This window comes from Methanoculleus sediminis (assembly GCF_001017125.1).
GTDB lineage: Archaea > Halobacteriota > Methanomicrobia > Methanomicrobiales > Methanoculleaceae > Methanoculleus > Methanoculleus sediminis.
The window spans coordinates 129,059-147,780 of record NZ_JXOJ01000004.1 but is presented as its reverse complement, the minus strand read 5'-3'; the positions used below and the strand labels follow the sequence as shown (position 1 = coordinate 147,780).

General features: G+C 61.0%; 19 protein-coding genes. 8 read left to right on the top strand and 11 right to left on the bottom strand.

From position 1 onward, the window contains the following. Positions 1-209: 209 nt before the first annotated feature. The 5 genes from SZ63_RS09245 (at position 210) to SZ63_RS09225 (ending at position 6,170) form a co-directional block, all read left to right on the top strand. Positions 210-890, top strand: a complete 681-nt coding sequence (locus SZ63_RS09245) for a M48 family metalloprotease (RefSeq protein WP_241481302.1) — start codon at positions 210-212, stop codon at positions 888-890. Between the two features lie 217 nt (positions 891-1,107). Then, complete coding sequence (locus SZ63_RS09240) at positions 1,108-1,977, top strand: ParA family protein (protein ID WP_082122732.1); 870 nt, start codon at positions 1,108-1,110, stop codon at positions 1,975-1,977. Positions 1,978-2,047: 70 nt separating this feature from the next. Beyond that, a complete protein-coding gene (locus SZ63_RS09235) occupies positions 2,048-4,843 on the top strand; it encodes a methyl-accepting chemotaxis protein (protein ID WP_241481301.1) in 2,796 nt (931 codons plus the stop codon). A 10-nt stretch (positions 4,844-4,853) separates the two neighbouring features. Beyond that, positions 4,854-5,333 carry a chemotaxis protein CheW gene (locus SZ63_RS09230; protein ID WP_048184704.1) on the top strand — a complete coding sequence of 160 codons (480 nt, stop codon included), beginning with the start codon at positions 4,854-4,856 and terminating at the stop codon, positions 5,331-5,333. Positions 5,334-5,375: 42 nt separating this feature from the next. After that, a complete protein-coding gene (locus SZ63_RS09225; RefSeq protein ID WP_048184500.1) occupies positions 5,376-6,170 on the top strand; it encodes a CheR family methyltransferase in 795 nt (264 codons plus the stop codon). A 3-nt stretch (positions 6,171-6,173) separates the two neighbouring features. Here SZ63_RS09225 and SZ63_RS09220 read toward each other — a convergent pair whose 3' ends face one another. Then, complete coding sequence (locus tag SZ63_RS09220) at positions 6,174-6,431, bottom strand: hypothetical protein (RefSeq protein ID WP_048184498.1); 258 nt, start codon at positions 6,429-6,431, stop codon at positions 6,174-6,176. 182 nt (positions 6,432-6,613) lie between these two features. Here SZ63_RS09220 and SZ63_RS09215 point away from each other — a divergent pair, with 182 nt between their 5' ends. Then, entirely contained in the window at positions 6,614-7,213 is a 600-nt protein-coding gene (locus tag SZ63_RS09215; RefSeq protein WP_048184496.1) for a hypothetical protein, read from the top strand. A gap of 42 nt (positions 7,214-7,255) precedes the next feature. Here SZ63_RS09215 and SZ63_RS09210 read toward each other — a convergent pair whose 3' ends face one another. The 10 genes from SZ63_RS09210 to SZ63_RS09165 all read right to left on the bottom strand — a co-directional run bounded on the left by SZ63_RS09210 (position 7,256) and on the right by SZ63_RS09165 (position 16,284). Further along, complete coding sequence (locus SZ63_RS09210) at positions 7,256-7,441, bottom strand: hypothetical protein (RefSeq protein ID WP_048184493.1); 186 nt, start codon at positions 7,439-7,441, stop codon at positions 7,256-7,258. Between the two features lie 29 nt (positions 7,442-7,470). Then, entirely contained in the window at positions 7,471-7,722 is a 252-nt protein-coding gene (locus tag SZ63_RS09205; protein WP_048184491.1) for a DUF7123 family protein, read from the bottom strand. A 288-nt stretch (positions 7,723-8,010) separates the two neighbouring features. Then, positions 8,011-8,610, bottom strand: a complete 600-nt coding sequence (locus SZ63_RS09200) for a hypothetical protein (protein ID WP_048184489.1) — start codon at positions 8,608-8,610, stop codon at positions 8,011-8,013. A gap of 264 nt (positions 8,611-8,874) precedes the next feature. Then, positions 8,875-10,710, bottom strand: coding sequence for a DHH family phosphoesterase (locus SZ63_RS09195; protein ID WP_048184487.1), 1,836 nt, complete (start codon positions 10,708-10,710; stop codon positions 8,875-8,877). Positions 10,711-10,724: 14 nt separating this feature from the next. Continuing rightward, a complete protein-coding gene (locus SZ63_RS09190) occupies positions 10,725-11,927 on the bottom strand; it encodes a potassium channel family protein (protein ID WP_048184484.1) in 1,203 nt (400 codons plus the stop codon). Between the two features lie 31 nt (positions 11,928-11,958). Then, entirely contained in the window at positions 11,959-13,155 is a 1,197-nt protein-coding gene (locus SZ63_RS09185; protein ID WP_048184482.1) for a magnesium transporter, read from the bottom strand. Positions 13,156-13,176: 21 nt separating this feature from the next. Further along, the gene (rnz, locus tag SZ63_RS09180; RefSeq protein ID WP_082122731.1) at positions 13,177-14,130 is read right to left on the bottom strand and encodes a ribonuclease Z; all 954 of its coding nucleotides are present in this window, start codon (positions 14,128-14,130) and stop codon (positions 13,177-13,179) included. Further along, a complete protein-coding gene (locus SZ63_RS09175; RefSeq protein WP_048184480.1) occupies positions 14,118-14,891 on the bottom strand; it encodes a sugar phosphate isomerase/epimerase family protein in 774 nt (257 codons plus the stop codon). The genes rnz and SZ63_RS09175 overlap by 13 nt, the downstream gene beginning before the upstream one ends. Next, positions 14,888-15,439 carry a dephospho-CoA kinase gene (locus SZ63_RS09170; RefSeq protein WP_048184479.1) on the bottom strand — a complete coding sequence of 184 codons (552 nt, stop codon included), beginning with the start codon at positions 15,437-15,439 and terminating at the stop codon, positions 14,888-14,890. The genes SZ63_RS09175 and SZ63_RS09170 overlap by 4 nt, the downstream gene beginning before the upstream one ends. Positions 15,440-15,585: 146 nt before the next feature. After that, positions 15,586-16,284: an anaerobic ribonucleoside-triphosphate reductase activating protein gene (locus SZ63_RS09165; RefSeq protein WP_048184477.1), complete on the bottom strand. Its 699-nt coding sequence runs from the start codon at positions 16,282-16,284 to the stop codon at positions 15,586-15,588. Between the two features lie 175 nt (positions 16,285-16,459). Between SZ63_RS09165 and thiC the strand changes: the two genes are divergently transcribed. Together thiC and SZ63_RS09155 are read left to right on the top strand one after the other, a co-directional pair. Further along, the gene (gene thiC, locus SZ63_RS09160) at positions 16,460-17,734 is read left to right on the top strand and encodes a phosphomethylpyrimidine synthase ThiC (RefSeq protein ID WP_048184474.1); all 1,275 of its coding nucleotides are present in this window, start codon (positions 16,460-16,462) and stop codon (positions 17,732-17,734) included. Positions 17,735-18,296: 562 nt separating this feature from the next. Further along, positions 18,297-18,713, top strand: coding sequence for a carboxymuconolactone decarboxylase family protein (locus SZ63_RS09155; RefSeq protein ID WP_048184472.1), 417 nt, complete (start codon positions 18,297-18,299; stop codon positions 18,711-18,713). Positions 18,714-18,722 lie beyond the last annotated feature (9 nt).

Sequence of the window (18,722 nt, the reverse complement as noted above, 5' to 3'; positions counted from 1 at the left end):
CCGGGTTCCTGGAGGGCGTGCAGGCGCACGTCCGGGTTCGTTCTCCGCAGGTGACCGGAGAGGGAGGGCTGTGCCGGATCGGACGGCGCATCGCCGGGAGGAACTTCCATCCACGTATCATTGGAGATAAAATCGGGAAATTTCCGCAATGAAGGCAATTCGTCCCGGAGCAATATTTAATATATAACCATAATTATAATTCCACCATAATGAGTGAGGCCGACCGCAATTCCCGCCTGTACCGGATATTCCGGGAACTTCAGGAGAAGGGGTTGATTGACCGCAGGAGGAGGCTGGTGAGATGCCCCTTCACCGTCTCCCTGCGGGGATGCCCCGCACTCAACTGCATCCGCTACCGGCATTCATTCTACGAGAGAAACCTTGCGTGGGCAAGCGACGACGCGCTCCGGTTCGTGCTGCTCCACGAAGAGGGGCACGTACGGAAGGGCTCATCTCTCCTCTCAGCCCTTCCGGCCCTCCCGGTTCTCCTCTGCCTCGTCTTCCTCGGGCACCCGCCCCTGCAGGCCGGAGACCTTCCGGGTGCAAAGCCGGCCTTCATCGCCCTCCTCCTCCTGACCGCCTTCTTCGCCTACCGGACGTACTACCACCGTATGTGCGATGAAGAATTCGTAGCCGACCGTTACGCTGCCGATGCGATGAGATGCTGCTACCGGGTCAGGGATCCCGGAGATCTCCTCCAGAACCTTCTTCCCGGCCTGCTGGCAGGGGCGTCGTCCCCCCGCCGTAAAAGTGTAATCCCCGGGATGCTTCGTTCCGAGCCCGACTACCGGCCGTCGATCTCCGAGCGCGTGCAGAGGCTCCGGGCCGCAATCGATCCCGGAGACAGGAAACCCGCTGTACTCCCCACCGACGGCGATATCTCACGTTAAAATCTGCCGCCCCGCCAGGCGCCGAATCTCCCGGCAGCGACTGGCTTGTACGGCGCTCATTTTCCGCCTCCGAATCCCCCGAGATACAATGGCAAAAAAACCTTCAATTCATCTTCTTTGACGAAAGAATATTTCAAAAAACGCGAGACGCTCGGAATATACATAGCATAATAAAAGTAGATTTAATAATACCTATTTCAAATAGAGGTATTGAGGGGTGCTGGACATTACGATTATAGCGTTCGCCCACCATAAGGGCGGTACGGGAAAGACGACATCGTGCCTTAACGTTGCAGGGTACCTCCAGAAAGATGGGAAGAGTGTTCTGGTCGTAGACTGCGACCCGCAGGCCAATGCCACCACGGGTCTCGGGGTCAACCCCGAAACCCTCGAACTGAGCATGTATGACGTCTTCATGAGTGTCTTTGAAGGCTTTTCCGATGCCGGGATCACCGATGTGATCGTCTCCACGGCATCGGGCATCGATCTCGCTCCGGCAACTCTGGACCTCGTGGGGGTTGAACCCTATCTCTACGGTATCGAGAACCGGGCGGGGCTGCTCAAGGAGGCGCTCGCGCAGGTGAAGGACGCCTACGATTTCATCCTGATCGACACGCCACCGAGCATGGGGCAGTTCGTCATCAACGGCCTCGTCGCAGCGGATCACACCGTCGTCACCCTCGATGCCGGTACTTTCGCCCTGAAAGGCATGGAAGCCCTGTCTGCGGTCTTCGGCGACATCAGGGAGATGCTCGGAGAAGACGTCGGCGCAGATTTCGCCATTCTCACCCGCTGGAAAGGATCGGGTGACCCGGCGGCCGGAACAGGCGGGCTTGCGCTTTTCCTGAAACGGATCTTCCTGCCCGCCTCCTCCGCGGAAGAGGAGAAGGAGAGAGAGCGGCTGAAGGCGTTCGAATCCGAGGTAAGAAAAGCGTTCAAGCAGGTATTCACGGTCCCGTATTCTCCTGCAATCTATGAGACGCAGCAAAAGGGGCTCCCTATCTCCCATTACGCGCCCGAGAGCGATGCCGGCAGGGAATACCGGGCGATAGCGACTGCGCTCACCGAACGGGACAAAAAAACATGATGAGGATGTGTAATCGATGATCGATAAACCAGGAAGGAAAGCATTATTTACCGGGCCGATTGTGCCGGGCATGACAGGACAGACGCAGGAACAGGGAGCGGTGGTACTCCCCGGGGCGATCGAGGCCGCACTCCACGCGGCGCTTGAAGGCGACGACTCCGTGCAGATCGACCTCACCGGCATTCCGGAGAGTTACCGGCCGCTGGCCACCTCGATCAACGCGCTGCTCGAGAAGAAACAGGAGGAGAAGCAGCGCTTCAAGCACCGGCTGGAAGAGGCCAGGATGCTTCTGAAGGGATCCGATACGATCATCCAGCAGAATCCGATGCCCATCCTGGTCGTCAATCCGGACTTCAAAGTAACCATGGCAAACACGGCCTACGCCGAGATGAGCGGGATCCCGATGGATCAGGTGCTCGGCAGGAGCCTGAAAGACTTCAGGATATCGTCCCAGAAGGGTTCCGGCCTCCGACAGGCAATCCAGGAGAAGAAGCGCGTCTATGCGGAAGTCGTCGTCGAACTCCCCTCGGGCACCCGTACGCTCGAGCAGTACGGCATCCCGCTGCTCGACAACGAGAACGCGGTCGAGAGCATCCTCATGGTCTACAACGACCTCACCGAAAAACGGCAGGAGGAGGAGGAGATCCAGAGGATGCAGCATCGCATCGACACGATGATCAAACTGAATCCGCTTGCCATCGCGCTCCTCCGCCCCGACAAGAGCCGGATCGACATCAACGACGAGTATGCCCGGATGTGGCGCGGCACCCGCGAAGAGACGCTTGCGAAGAAACTCTACGACTACGACATCACCGTCATCGGCGGCGACCACTTCTACGCCTGCTACGAGACGAAGAAACTCGCCCGGACGGACGTCATGGTCAAGTGGCCCGACGGCGTCAGGAAATACCTCACTCTGAATGCCATCCCCATCCTCGACGAGAACGGCGAGATCGAGATGGCCTTCTACGTCTGGAACGACTGGACCGACCTCCAGAATGAGAAAGAAGAGGCCGAGAGTCTCAAGCACAGCGTCGACACGATGATCAAGCAGAACCCGCTTGCCATCGCAACCCTCCGCGCGGACAAGAGCCGGATCGACATCAACGACGAGTACGCCCGGATGTGGCGCGGCACCCGCGAAGAGACCCTCGCGAAGAAACTCTACGACTACGACATCACCGTCATCGGCGGCGACCACTTCTACGCCTGCTACGAGACGAAGAAACCCGCCCGGACGGACGCAATGGTCCAGTGGCCCGACGGCGTCAAAAAATACCTCACCTTAAACGCCATCCCCATCCTCGACGAGAACGGCGAGATCGAGATGGCCTTCTACGTCTGGAACGACTGGACCGACCTCAAGGCGAAGGAGGAGGAGGTCAAGGATACCGAGCACCGGGTCGACGCGATGATCAAGCAGAACCCGCTCGCCATCGCAACCCTCCGCGCGGACAAGAGCCGGATCGACATCAACGACGAGTATGCCCGGATGTGGCGGGGCACCCGCGAAGAGACGCTTGCAAAGAAACTCTACGACTACGACATCACCATCCTTGAGGGCGACCACTTCTACGCCTGCTACGAGACGAAGAAACTCGCCCGGACGGACGTCATGGTCAAGTGGCCCGACGGCGTCAGGAAATACCTCACCCTGAATGCCATCCCCATCCTTGACCGGAACGGCGAGATCGAGATGGCTTTCTACGTCTGGAACGACTGGACCGAGCAGCGGGAGAGGGAGGACCAGATCCGCGAACTGATGGAGACCGCGAAGCGGGAGAGCGAGAGGCTTGGAGAGAGCGCCAGAGGACTCGGGAGCGCGCTTGCCGCCATGGCGAAGGGCGACCTGACGGCGTTCGTGGAAACAGCGACTGACGACCCGCTCCACGAGGTCAAGAACGATTACAACGCCTCGCTGACCGCAATCCGCGCGCTCCTTGCCGACGTGACGAAAGCCGCCCATCAGGTGGACATGACGACGAAGGAGGTCAGCAAGAGCACCGACGAGATCATCCGGGCGACGGAGCAGGTCGCTGTCTCGACGCAGCAGTCGTCCGAGGACGCACGCCGCCAGCTCGAGAAGATCGAGGAGATCGGGATGGATATCAACGACCTCTCGGCATCCATCGAGGAGATTGCAAGCACGTCGCAGTCGGTCATGGAGCAGGCCTCGAAGGCCTCCAAGGAAGGAAACGACGCGGCAACGCTCGGAGAGGTCGCGACGAAGAAGATGCAGCTCGTCGAGGAGATCTCCAAGCAGACCGTGGGGGAGATCAGCACCCTCAACAACCAGATGCGGGAGATCAACAACATCGTCAAGTTGATTGCCGACATCGCGAACCAGACCAACCTCCTCGCGCTGAACGCCGCAATCGAGGCCGCCCGGGCCGGAGAACACGGCCGCGGGTTCGCCGTGGTTGCCGGCGAGATCAGGAACCTTGCCGGAGAGTCCAAGCGGGCAAGCCAGGATATCGAGGATCTGATCCGGACGATCCAGGCAAGCACCGAAAAGACCACCGACTCGATGCAGGCATCTCACCAGGAGATCCAGGCCGGCCTCGAGAGTGTCGACAAAGTCATCGTGGGCTTAAACCGGATCGTCGACAGCGTGGAAGTGGTCACCCGCGGCATCAGTGAGATCACCAAGGCCACCGAAGACCAGGCGGGCTCCACCAACAACGTCATGCAGAAGATGGACGAGTCCACCCACATGACCAAGGAGAGTCTGGACCGCACGGAGGACATGGCGGCACTCGCCGAAGAGGTCAGCGCATCGACCGAGGAGGTCGGAAGCGCATCCCATGAACTGGCAAGCATGGCCGAACAGCTCAAGAAGGTAATGATGCAGTTCAAACTGAACTAGGGAGGAGATGATGGCAGCATCCGTAGACGTGGTGGAGTTCCAGCTCGGGGAGGAGCACTACGCACTGGATATCCAGATAGCACGAGAGATCGTGGAGATGATGCCGATCACTCCCCTTCCCCGTGCTCCCGAATACCTTACAGGCATCATCAACCTGCGAGGCGAGATCACGAACATCATCGACCTCCGTAACCTCCTCGGGCTTCCTGAATCCGATGAGGCCGAGAACCGAAAGATTGTCGTGCTGATGCCGGACGTGACGAACGGATCGAACGTAGGGATCATCGTCGACGACGTTCACAGCGTCGTATCGGTCCGGAACGACCAGATCGAACGCATCAGTGACGGTATTACATCGTCTATCAGCAGTTATGTCAAGGCAATCATCAAAATAGGGGACGAAGAGGACGAGAAGGCAAAGACCCTCATCATCTGGCTCGACGTCCAGAAAGTCATCGGCGATCTCGGCAGCGATCTCGGAAACCACTAGATCGCTTCCGTAAACCAGCACCCGGCATGAGTAGACTGTTCCATGGATGAATTCGCATCGCTCCAGAGAAGCATCGAGAAACTGGTTCGGATCAAGTGCTCGAACTACAAGGAAGATTACATCAAACGGCGTATCCTCTCCCGGATGCGCCTGACAAACACCACAGATTTTGAGGCGTATCACAGGTACCTCCTCGCGAATCCGCAGGAACTCGATCTGCTCAGGAACGCCCTCACCATCAACGTCACAAAATTTTTCCGCGACCCGGAGGTCTTCGAAGTGATACGCCGGGAGATACTGCCTGATCTCGCCCGCCGCAGAGAATCAATCCGGATCTGGTGCGCCGGCTGCGCCACGGGTGAAGAACCCTACTCACTCGCCATCCTCGCGCACGAATTGATGACTCTCCATAAAAACGTCACCGTAACGATATACGCGACCGATATCGATACCGTGGTGCTGCAGAAAGCCATCGCCGGAGTTTACGACAGAAAGGCGCTTGAGAACGTCGACGAGAAGAGACTCCGCAAGCACTTCATCAGCCACGACGACGGCACGTTCGAGGTTCGCCCCCATATCAAAAGCCTGGTTAAATTCCGGGAGCACGACCTGATGTCGGGCGCCCCCATCGCCCGGTACCTCGACGCCGTCACCTGCCGTAACGTCACCATCTACTTTACCGAGAAGCAGAAGAACGACCTTACGCATCTCTTTTACTCTGCACTTGCCGTCGACGGCTACTACGTCATGGGCAAGACCGAGTACCTGGCAAGAGAGGTGGAGCACCTCTTTGTGCCGTACAACAGCATGCAGAAGATTCTGCGCAGGGCCGCCTGAGCATCACCAGAGGTACCCGGATTCCACGTCCGTCTCGGTCTCCTCGAACTGCGACATCCGGTGCATGAAGGCCTTCCTGGCCTTGTGACGCTTCAACTCAGAGAAGAGCAGGTAGAAATTTACGCCGACGACGACGATGATGAGCGTCAGGCTGATCCAGAGCTGGCTGCCGCTCTGGGTTGTGATGAAGGTCGCCGCAAGGAGCACCACGAACGAAATCAGATAAAATATCACCCACGTGCGCACCTCAGTGATTTCCATGCTCTCACAGAAGCGTAGTCACGGCTCCATATTAACGGTTCCGTTTTAGAATCTCAATCATCAGAGGGGTTATGAAAAAACCGGGTCAATCCAACCCCCGAAAGGCGTCCCTCGTCGATCTCCGGGCGAGGGCGCGAGGTCAAACCCGAAGAACTTTTTACTCTATACATCCTTTTAAAACTGTGGATAAAGGCGACGTCTTCAGCATTCTTGCCGCCCTGATCATCGTCTCCGTGCTGGCACTGGCCTTTCGGCCGCCCGTAGCGGATGCAGGGCCGGAGATCCCGAAAAACCCCGCCCCGACGCTTCCTGTTACCGTACCCCCTACAGAGACCCCGGCCGCGTCGATCGAACTCGCCAGGCTCTCCTACGCGACCAGATTCTGGGAATACCCCTGCTGCCACCTCCCCGGCAACCTCACACTCTACGGAGGTTCCGACCCGCCATGGAAGGGTAATCAGAGGATCATTCCGTTCGCGTATATCGAGGAGGGGCGAGGCGGCATCACCGAGGCCTTCCACGTGCCGTACGCGGTATGGAGACTTAACTGCAGTGTCTCCTCGACGATAAGGCCCGAGGCGGCGCATTTCAGGATGGCACTCGTGGAACTCGAGAGCGGGACCATCGTAGAGGGAGCCGACCTGCACTACCCGGGCAGCATCGTCAAAAACGTCGAGAGGGGAGGAAAGGACTTTTACCTCATCGTCAGTGTGGATGAAGTGGATTCATACCGCATCACCCTGGAGACGCTCCCCGAATACTTCGTTACCCCTCTCGGATAAAACCCGGAACACGCCCGGCGATGCGGTTGCAGTTGTGACGCTTCAGATCTTTTCGACGGTCACCCTGACCCGGTCTCCGGCCCGCACGCCGTGCCCCTTGGGGACATCGATGTTGAACCAGAGCACCTCCGGGTTTTCGTGGTTCTTGTCCTGGGACATGAGACAATCCTTGTGGTCATTGATATTGGCCACAAACTCGACGGCTGCTTCGAACTCAATGATCTTCATGCCGTAAAATAGAGTGTCACAGGATAAAATTATGATGCACGGGAGGTGACGCGCCACGTCGTGCTGTTGGAGTAACTCCAGCGCCTGATATCCAGCTCATCGCAGATCTCGGAGAGGATAGCAAGGTTAATGCCGACCTCTTTTGCGGAAAGGCCAAGATCGGTTGCGATATACTTGGATTTAAAGTAAGATTTCCCGGCTCGCAGCCCGGATTTGAGGTGATACAGGATCTTCCGCTGGGTGTCGCTATATTTCTCTTTGATACGGTCTTTTGTCGACATCGACTGATTCCCTCGTGAGCAAGTGCTTTTTGTCAAGATCAATATTTATACCTACCCATTTGCGATCGTAGAATCTTAAGAGGAGTATACAAATCATTGTATATTATTGGGCATCGTCGTTTCGATCGGTCGGGCGAGGAGCACGATCTCCAGCCCGGGCGGTATAGACGGCCGCCGTGAGCGCAGGTACGGAGGGAGAGGGGCGGGTCGCACCCGATGTCCTCCCCATAGCAGGCCGGCATGGAGATCGGCCGCATGCTCCGGCTGCCGTTCTCCCCCCCTCTGCCATCACTTCCTGTTTCGTCCGATCACAACGAGGAGTCCTGCAACTGCAACGGCCAGAACGACACCGGCGATCGAGAGGGGGGCGGCCTGTGTCGCACTCCCGTTGACCTGTGCCGCCTGGATCGGCGTGAACGTCGGCAGGTCGGCCGTGGACGTCTCTGCCGGCGTCGCCTCATCCGTCTCGACTACGACCGGAGGGGCGCTCTCGTTGGTCGTATTGCCGCTCGGCCCGGCCAAGGTCTCTTCAAGGGTCTCGTTCTCTACCGTCCCGGCCAGGGTCTCTTCAGGGGTCTCGTTCTCTACCGTCCCAGCCAGGGTCTCTTCAGGGGTCTCGTTCTCCATCGCCCCGTCCAGAGTATCCTCGGGTAGTTCGTCCTCGATCGTCTCGTCCAGAGTTGCTTCAGGAGTCTCGTCGTCGGGGGTCTCTACCGCAGTCTCCTCCGTCAGAGTCTCCTCGGGAGTCTCGCCGGGTGTCGGCGCGAGTGTCCAGGTCAGGGGTTCCATGCCTGCCGTGCTCTGCGCCGCTGCGGGGAACACAACGCCCGCTGCCGCCACAAACAGCACGACCAGGAGTGCTCTCAACACCCATAGGTTTCCGGTCATGAGAACCTCCGTTGGGAATAAACCTATTTTTATATTTCGGTCATTGTCAAAATCGCATCAGCGGTTAAATGCCCGGTGCGCCCCACAACACAGCGGCATCATGCACCGTTGCATAGCGCGATTACCTGATAAGAGAACGAAGCGACAGTGCAGCACCGGCGCCCGAAGACCCCGTACGCGGCCGATACCGGACGGGACTCCGGAAGAGGTCGAACAAGCCGCGGCAGCAGCCCGACCGGAGCGCCGTCGAGAAAGAAGTAGCGATCAGATTGGCGCTTCACCAATCTTCTTGATCAGGCTGTCGACGACCACGTCGCGCATCCCTTCCACGAACTTGATGCTCCCGACGACAAGGTGGCCGCCGCCGCTCACGCCGCCGCCGACGATCTCGCCATGCAGTTCGCGCACCATCCGGGGTATGTTCATCATGACGCCCCGGGAACGCAGGACGGCAAAGTCCGGCCCGAACCCGATCGTGACGACCGGCTCTCCCGGGTGCTCCCTGACCAGCCGGTCGTGCACCTCGCCGGAGGTCTTGCCCGGCGGCGGGAACGTGAACCGGTGAGCGAAAAGTTCCACATCGAGCATGAAGAGGTGAGCACCGTTTTCGAGCATCCGGCTCTCGACGTGCGGCATAATGGCCTCGAGCTGCTCCTCGATCGCCCGGTTCGCCTCTTCGACCAGCAGGTGAACGAACCGGTCGTGGCGTTCGGGCTCGCCGGAGAGGTTCAGGATGTCCTTGACGATCTCTCTCCCGTCGCTGAACCGGAGCCAGAACTGCTCGTAGTCGAGCGCGAGCGCGATGTCGCGGCAGTCGTCCTCCGAGTACTCGGGCGCCGCGACCGCAAGGTAGCGGGCACGTTCCGGCGCCTCGCTCCGGTCGCCGACCCCCGCGATTGCCGGCAGGTGCCGGATCTGGTTCTCGACCGCGGGGTTGACCATGCGGGCGACCTCCGTGCCCAGCATCCCGGCCGTGATCCCGTAGTCGCCGCCCACGTGGTAGGGGTTGACGTGCCCGATCAGGTAATCGTCCACGATCTCGTCGGGGTGGTGGTGGTCGACGACCATCACCGGCAGGCCGAAGATCCGGGTCACCTTCAGCGACGGCATATCCTCCTCGGTCGACCCGTTGTCCATCAGGAGGATCATCGGCATCTTCTGCCCGTAGCGGACGTTGTCCTTGAGGGCGAAGTCGAGATCCCGCGTGATGTCCTCGATCTCGTAGAACGGAGCCTTGGATGGGGATCGTTTGAAGAGGAAGTACTCCGCGTCGAAATCCCCGGCGCTCTCCCGGATCAGCGCAGTCACCGCCTGCTCGACGGCAACGGCGGCGCATATACCGTCCGCATCCGCGTGGTGCCGGAGGATGATCGGCCGCGCGGTCAGGACGGCCTTTCTGATCTCCTTTGCCACGTTGCGCATCTGCGGCCGGAGGGCTTCGAGAACCTCGCTCTCCACCAGGAACGGGAGATCTGGGGGCTCCGCACGCTCATCGAGCGCCGCGTCGATCCGCTCCCTGACCCGTGCCGCATCCTCCGGCTCCATCACCATCATGGACGAGGCCTCGATCTGGAGCTGGTTGTTGCGCTGCATCACCTCGCCCGTGAGGGCGACGATATCCCCGAGTTCCACCTCGGGATACGCGCGGACGCCCGCCTCGACGAACGCTGCGGCGTTCGCGGTGCCCGATTCGTCAACGACCGTGAAGATCGTCGGCCCCGACGTCTGCTTGATCTGGGCAATCTCGCCCTCGACCAGCACGGTCCTGCCGATCTTCTTCCCGATATCGGCAATAAGCACGGTCGTCGTCGTCCGGGTCACGTTCTCCGTCTGGTAGACAGTCGGCGTGACCTCCTCGAGGTCGATGTTGCCGTTGCTCCGGATCTGGAGGACGTGAACGATGATCGGGTCGCGCTCGGTATGCTGCACCTTCACGTTGCTCTTATGAACGAGCCCTTTGACGCGGTCGTTTAACTGAACAAAAACGCCGAACGGGGCAAATCCCTGCACCCGTCCGAGGTAAGTCTTTCCTTCCTCCACCTCGTCGAGACTGCAGTTCGCACCGAGGCGGTAAACAATTGTATCTTCCGTATCTCCCATAGTAATTCTCCCGGTTATTCTTCGGACACCTCGACGGTGTGCCCGGCAAGTTCGTAGAGCCTGCACTCACCGTCCCGTCTGCCCTTTGCTATGATGGTATCGCCGCTCTCCAGCCTGACGCTCTTTCCCGGGCGGTAGACCCACCGGTCGCCGTGCTTGATGGCGAGCACGATCATCCCCGTAACCGTCGCAAGCGACATCTCCTTGAGCGTTCTCCCTACAAGCGGCGACGACGGCGTCACGGTCATCCGCGTGATGATCTCGTCCGACTCCCGGACGATCTTCTTGAAGATCGGCGGGATCTCGATGTCGCGCAGCAGGACGTCGACGATCGAATGGGCCGAATCGCTGATCGCCTGCGCAAACGAAGACATATACAACAGGCCGCGAAGATAGCGCACGTCTTCGATCTTCCGTGCCGCTTCAAGGATCCAGAGATCCAGGTCGTAGCGCATATCATCAAGCGTGCTGTCGAGAGCGACCACCTCGTGCGCCACCTCCATATTGTTGAAGAGGAGGGAGGTATACGCCAGCCCGACGGAGAGCTCCGAGAGGTTCTTCATCTCGATGATCAGCTGAACCGCCCGGTCGAGATCGTCGACCTCGCCCGCGGGCGAGACCTCGACCCGGGGGCGCTCACCCGACCCCGCCATCACGGAGAGGATCCCCTCTCCGGCCTCCGGTCCCCGCGCGATCAGGATATCCTCATTCTCCACCCGGGTATTCTTGTCGGGATCGTAGATCCAGCCCTTTCCGCGCCGGATGGCGATCACCTGCATGCCTGTCGTGCTCTGGACCTTGAGATCGCCGAGCGTGCGGCCGGCAACCTCGCTTCCCTGGCTGACGATGACGCGAGTGACGATCTCCTCGGCCTCCGGGAAGACACGCTTGAGCTTTGCGGGGAACCGAATGTCTTTTAAGATGAGTTTTGCTATATCCGAGGCCGAGTTCGCGATTCTCTCCGCAGCCTCGGCCACCTGGAGCATCCCGCTCATCGCCTCGGCCTCTTCGATCCTTCTCGCGCCGAGGACGCTCTGAATCCTGGCCTGATAGACCAGATTGTTCATGCTCTCCTCGAGGTTGATCACCTCGAGCGCTATCTCTTTGCTATCGAAGAGGATCGCTGAATAAGAAAGATCGACCATCAGCTCCGAGACGTCTTTCATCTCTATGAGGACGTCTTTGAAGCTGATCGGCTGATATTCATGTTCCATCATGGTTTGTTAACCGTCGTTCTCCATTCTTTCACTACAACAGCAGGCCTATCGCCGTCACGAGCGCGGCTGCACCGATCAGGTCGATCAGGCTTGTGATGACGGGGATTCCGAAGTTGTCGGGATCGAGACCGTACCGGAATGAAAGGCTCGCGGTGACGTATGCCACGCCGTTCACCAGTGTCATGACGACCAGACCCGCCGCAAGGCTGATAATGGCCAGCATCCCGAGACCCGGGCTGTTCAGCCCCATGAGCACCGCCGCACCATGCGCGATGAGCGCCAGCAGTGGAAGCAGTATCAACGTATAGAGATAGGAAATAATAAAATGATGCACGACGCCGCGCCCGGGGAGGAACGAAGGGTTGAGCTCGCCGGTGTGCATCCCCGTCGAGAGGCGCGACCCGAGAATACCGCCGATCGACCCGAGGCAGCCCGTGAACGGCGGTATCAGAATGAGGAAGACTGCGATCGTCACCAGTGCGTCGAGGTTGAGGGAGTAGGTCAGGCCCGCCAGCGTGCCGAGGACGCTGAGCGGGATGAGCAGAAAGAGATTCTCCCGGACGATCGGCCCGATTCCCTCCGGCCGGTCCCGGGTGTAGATGACGGCGGCGACCGCGACCGCGACCGTGATGGCCCCGAGGATCAGGCGCATCGCAGGAGAGAGGAGCATGACGAACGTCGCCGAGAGCACGAGGATCGGAAGCGTGATGATGTCTCCCGAGGTCGTGACGGTCGGTGCGCCGATCATGTCGAGGTCGAGACCGTAGCGGTAGCTTGCAAGGGCGATGAGCAGGGTGATCGCCGTCACCACGGCCCCCGCGATGATGCCGGTGACGACCGAGATCAGCACGAGATCGGTGATGCCTATCACGGGACTGCCGAAGATGCGGCTCGCCGCGTAGGAGAAGATACCGATGACGAGCGCGATAAGAATGGTTATCACGAACGAAGCGCGGATGTTGTCGCCGAGAACGCTTCCTTCCTCGAAGTCGATGGAGAACTCCCCGAGGTGCATCGCCGAAGAGAGGCGGGAGGCGAAGACACCGGCTATGCTCCCCCGGATGTGGATGATCGACGGCAGGAGCACTAACAGGCCGGGGATCAGCGCGAGGACTTCACGTACCGAACCGAGATAGATCCCCGCAACGCTCGAGATGACGGCACTGGCGAGCAGGGCGCCGAGACCGGTAAGTATCAGGCGGCTCCGGCTGGATAGGCCCTGCTCCATCACAATCACCGTCCATCTCGATCAACTCCTGTACGGAATCTCCAGCACGGCCAGATCGGCCGGCAGAATCACGTCTCTCTCATACTGTCGCTTTGCATCGCGTATATGGTTTGCTGTGCTTGCATAACGGGAGCTTATGTGCATCAGGGCGAGCATACGGGCGCCCAGCGCCGTTGCGGCCTCCCCCGCCTCCCCGGCGGTCGAGTGCAGGACGTCGCGGGCGCGATCGCACTCCTGATCGTCGAAGGTGGCGTCGTGGATCAGGAGATCGGCATCCCGGATCATCGCCGCTATCCCTGGCTGGTCCTGGAGCGGGCGGGTGTCGCCGGTATAGGCGATCTTCCTGCCCGGGCGCGGCTCTCCCATCACGTCGGCGGGCCGGACGGCGGTCTCGACGCCGTCGCGGACGACACGGACCTCCTCCCCGCGCTGCAGCCGCCCGAAGAGCGGGCCCGGCGGGACGCCGAGTTCGATCGCCCGCTCGCGGTTGAACCTGCCCGGCCGCTCGTCCTCCTCCAGCACGTAGCCGAGCCCGGGGATGCCGTGGAGCGTCGCGAACGCCCGGACGGTGTAGCCGTTGAAGGGCACGACCGAACCGTGCTCGAGTGCGTGGGCGGTGACGGGGAAACCCCGGGTGTGGCGGCTGATCTTCTGCACGAGATCGACGAATTCGCCGACCCAGGACGGGCCGTAGATCGGGAGCGGCTCGGTCCGTCCCATGAACGCGAGCGTCTCGACGAGCCCGAAGACGCCGAGGAAGTGATCGGCGTGCCAGTGGGTGATGAAGACGGCGTTCACGGTAAACCCGGTCCGGGCGCGCATCATCTGCTGCTGGGCGCCCTCCCCGCAGTCGAAGAGCAGGGTATCGGAGCCCCGCCGGATCAGGATGCAGGACGGGTTCCTCTGCGGGGAGGGGAGCGCCCCTGCTGTCCCGAGGAAGTGGACGTGGAGAGTCTCGCCGGCTATACGAACCACTTCCTGAATGCTGCGAGGCTCCGTTTCGCCTCCTCAAGGTTCCGGCCTTCAATGACGGCCGGGCCGGAGTAGTCGCGGGCGATGACCCGCCCGACCTTCTCCCACGGAATGGTTCCGTCGCCGAGCGCCAGGTGCTCGTCCGACTGCCCGTGGTTGTCGTGGATGTGCAGGTGATCGACCTCGGTGACGTGTGCAAGGAAGGCATCCACGAGGCCGTTGGTGTTGGCGTGCCCGACGTCCAGCGTGATCCCGATCCCCGCGATCCCTTCGGTGAGTCCGAGGATCTCCTCGGGGTAGCGGCAGAGGAAGTCCTTGATGCTGATCATGTTCTCGACGCACGCGAGGACGCCGTGATCCTCCGCGCACTTCCCGATCTCGACGAGCGCGGTCTTCTGCATCTCCCAGACCTTCTCGGGGACGAGCTTGCCCACCGGGGAGACGAAACCCGGGTGAACGGTCACCCGGTCGGTCAGTTCGGCCGCGTGCTGGATGCAGCAGCAGGTCTGGCGGATCGACTCGCGCCAGATCGGGTAGTTCAAGGACGCGAGGTTTAAGTCGCTGTAGGGCGCGTGCACGGTCGCGAGAAGGCCGGTGCTCTCGAGATTCTCCCGGACGGCAGCGAAGTTCTCGGGGTTGTCCAGACGGTACTTCCCGTCGGCGACGATCTCCCATCCGGCATACCCGATCTCTTCGAGCCCGTAGACCCAGTCGCGTGACTCCCAGATCTTCGACGAGGCTGAAAAATACGGGACAAGACTCATTCTTCTCTACCTCCCAGCCGGCAGAGCAGGGTGCGAACCTCTGCGGCGAACTCTTCGAGCGATCCTTCGTTCATGACCCGGCAGTCAGCCTGTTCCAGGGCACGGCCGAGCCCCCACCCGAGTTCCCGCTCGTCGCGGGCCCGCAGTTCGTCGGGGGTGAGGGAGTCGTCCGACCTGCCCCGGTTCGCGAGCCTCCGGTATCGTGTCTCGAACGATGAAACGATCCCGATGAGCGTGAAGTCGGGGAAGTGCTCCTTGAACGCTGCTACCTCGTAGTCGCCCCGGATGCCGTCCACGAGCGCCACCGGGGAGCCCGTCGCCTCGATGAGGGGGACGGTGATCCGGGCGATGGCGTCCATGCCGAGGTCCGCGCGCAACTTCCCGGCGACCGCGCCAAAGTTCGCGTCGGTCGGGGGAAGCCCGGCTTCCTTCACCCGTTCCCGTATCGCGTCTCCCATGACCACGACCGGTATCCCGAGGTCCCGGGCTATCCGTGACGCCTCTCCCTTCCCGCTTGCCGGCATACCAACGATTCCAATAACCTTCATCCGGTTCCTCCTATATTCAGAACAGCGGGCCGTGCCGGCAAGAGACCGGCTGCAGGGTCCCGGCGGTGCAGGTTGCGGCGGCCGCCGCAAATGTCTGCATAAACGTGCGTTCCCGTCGATATTATGCTTAACGTCACCGGAAAGGGTCAGGCCTTTGGGCCGTAGACGACCTCGCCGTCCTCCCGGGTCCGTATATGGACCCTGCGGCCGAGCGGCGCCGCTGCCGCCTCGAGTTCCTGCCGGGTCAGGGGCACAAAGCCCGGGGCCACGCCCTGCTGGAGCACGAGGTCGAGTCCGCGGGTATCCTGTGCGATGGCCGGGAGGTCTTCCTCGCGGCCCCGGAAGAGGGTGACCACGGCCAGGCAGGTCTCGAGGCTGCCGTCGGCCTTCGCCCGTTTGCAGAGAGCAAGCGACCGCTTCACCGCGTCGGCGGCGGTGAGTTCCAGGAGGTCGTCGTAGCGCTCCCACGTGGTCTTGATATCGAGCGAGATCATGTCGACAAGGTGCTTCGCAAGAAGGTCCTCGATCACCCGGGGGAAGATGCCGTTCGTGTGCAGGCCCACAGAGAACCCCATTTTGCGGGCGGCGGCAGCGAGGTGGGCGAGTGCCGGCCCCTGCAGGGTCGGCTCCCCGCCGGAGAAGACCACGGCGCCCGCAACCGTGCGGGATTCCCGGATCATCGCGACGATCTCGTCTGCGTCGCGCAGGTCCTCGCCGTCCTGGATGGCGATGTTGTGGCAGTAGAAGCAGCGCGCGGGGCACCCCCGGAGAAAGACGGTGCAGGCAGCCCTTCCCCGCCAGTCGACGGTGCTGATCGGGACAAAACCTCCGAAATTGACGTACAAATGATCACCAGGCGATAAAGAGGTGCTCCGTTATTTCTTGTAAGCCTTGGCTTTCCGGCTATGAAAAAAGATCTGAATAAGGTAAAGTCAAGTTTACTTGTTGAGAGATCAAGCCTGATTTAACCTGGATCCCAAAAACAAGTCTTTATCAACTCTTTTCTGCAAATATAGGGCAATGAGTCTCATAGAAGACGCCCGGCGCGGCGTCGTCACCGAAGAGATGCGGATCGTCGCGGCAGCGGAGGGGGTCACCGAGGATTTCGTCCGGCGCGGCGTGGCCGACGGTCACATCGTCATTCCGGTCTCCCCCTACCGGAAGGTGAAGATCTGCGGTATCGGCGAAGGGCTTCGCACGAAGGTCAACGCGAGTATCGGAACGTCGTCGGATATCGTCGATGTCGATATGGAGATCGAGAAGGCCCGGCAGGCCGAACTTGCCGGTGCCGACACGCTGATGGAACTCTCTACCGGCGGTGATTTCATGGAGATCCGGCGGCGGGTCGTCGGGGCGACCACGCTCTCGGTCGGGTCGGTGCCGCTCTACCAGGCGTTCATCGAGGCCGCCCGGAAGCACGGGGCGGTCGTCCACATGGAGGAGGACGACCTCTTCCGGATCACGGCGGAGCAGGCGAAGGCCGGCACCAACTTCATGGCGATTCACACCGGGATCAACTACGAGACGATGAAGCGCCTCCAGAACCAGGGGCGGCACGGCGGGCTGGTTTCCCGGGGCGGGGCGTTCATGACCGCATGGATGATCCACAACGAGAAGGAGAACCCGCTTTATTCGGAGTTCGACTACCTCCTCGAGATCTTGAAAGAGCACGAGGTCACGCTCTCGTTCGGCAACGGTATGCGGGCGGGCGCGGTCCACGACGCGACCGACCGTGCCCAGGTCCAGGAACTGCTCATCAACGCGGAGCTTGCCGACAAGGCGCATGCACAAGGCGTGCAGACGATCATCGAGGGGCCGGGGCACATCCCGATCGACGAGATCGAGACGAACGTCGTCCTGCAAAAGCGCGTCACGAACCGGAGACCGTTCTACATGCTCGGCCCGCTCGTCACCGATATCGCGCCCGGCTACGACGACCGGGTGGCCGCCATCGGTGCCGCGCTCTCCTCCTCCTACGGCGCGGACTTCATCTGCTACGTGACGCCGGCCGAGCACCTGGCGCTCCCCACCCCCGAGGAGGTCTACGAGGGCGTCATGAGTTCGAGGATCGCCGCCCACGTCGGGGATATGATCAAGCTCAAAAAGCGCGACGCCGACCTCGAGATGGGCCACGCCCGCCGCGACCTCGACTGGGAGCGGCAGTTCGCGGTCGCGATGAACCCCGAACGCGCCCGGAAGATCCGGGACGAACGGATGCCGGCGGACGCCGACGCCTGCACGATGTGCGGGGACTACTGTGCGCTGAAGATTGTTGGAAGGCATTTTAACTTCTGAGTGAGAACGGCGGGGGAGCGGGGTTGCTCCCCCTGGTTCTCTTTTTTAGGTTTTTCGGGTAGCGGAGGGTGTTCATGTCCGCAAGCGAAGCAGACCCGAGATATCCCCAACAAGCCAGATACACCGGCCTCTACCCCGTAAAACTCTACTAACAGTTGTATAGCCCCGTCAACGGCTTCCGTGGGGGTATCGCCATGACTGCCCCCGCCCCCAGGGGGGCGGGGGAGGAGGCCGAAGGCCGGGAGGGGTGGGGGTTACAGGCGTAATGTCCGTTTGGAGACAGGGGAGGGGGGATTCTCCCCCCGACGCACCTCCGGTGCTCATGCTCCGGCCGTCTCGCCCGTCGCACTCCCCGTCAAGCCCCACAGCGAAACCCTTCGGGTTTCTCGAACTCCGCTCCTACGGAGCGTCGTTCCCCCAGGGGCGATACCCCCACGGTCCAGCGTACCGGGCAGTTGCACACCAATCCCATGCATCCATCCATCGAATCGCTACCCTCGCCGCACCAAAAAACCGCACCATTATCCTCGCTCTCGCCCACACTCCCATACGAGGAAGGTCCATGAAACCTGAAAACGAACAGATTGTCAAAAGTTTTCTCGCCCACGCCGACGACCTCGGCGACGATATCGTAGAAGACGTCGAGGAGATGCTCGGCGTTGTCCCGTTCATCTTTCCCATCCTCCGCGACCGCCCGGAGGCCTTCGCGCTCTCAACCCTCGCCGACTACCGGATCTCCCGGCCCGACTCCCTCGACATGAAGACCGCGGAGCTGGTCGCCGTCGCTGCCGCCGCAAGTGCGGGGGCGGACAGCTGCCTGAAGGTCCACATCGGGGCCGCCCTGAAGGAAGGCGCGTCCCGCGACGAGATCCTCGACACCCTCCTCATCGCCGCGATGATAGGAAAGACCCGTATCCTTGCATCCGCCCTCCGCCGGTTCCGGGAGGTCTGCGGGGACGGCCGGGAGGCGGGGGAGTAAGCCCCCCCT